The 232-nt window shown below is 67.7% G+C and carries 1 protein-coding gene; it reads left to right on the top strand.

Annotated elements, in window-relative coordinates; translation table 11 throughout:
- Window positions 1-232, top strand: a 232-nt coding sequence (locus R0J88_RS23865; RefSeq protein WP_410901437.1) for a hypothetical protein, incomplete at both ends; no start/stop codon positions are given.

Raw genomic sequence — 232 nt, 5'->3', positions numbered from 1 at the left:
CTTGCTTGCACTCTCGCCCTCAGGAGAGCTGAACACCCTGGCCGCCATGCGCTTTCGCCACGACTTCGGCCACCAGCGCCTGTTCGCCCTGGCCAACAGCCAGGAAAGCCGGCGCACCGACAAGCACCGGGCCAGCCACGAACACCGCGGCCAGTTGCTGGGCAGCGAGGCCTTGACCTACACCAAGCTGGCCAGCCTGCTGGGCCAGGGCGCGGAGCTGTACAGCACCAAC

Source organism: Pseudoalteromonas sp. SIMBA_162, assembly GCF_046535955.1.
Classification (GTDB): domain Bacteria; phylum Pseudomonadota; class Gammaproteobacteria; order Enterobacterales; family Alteromonadaceae; genus Pseudoalteromonas; species Pseudoalteromonas marina.
This window is presented reverse-complemented; position numbering and strand designations above follow the sequence as displayed.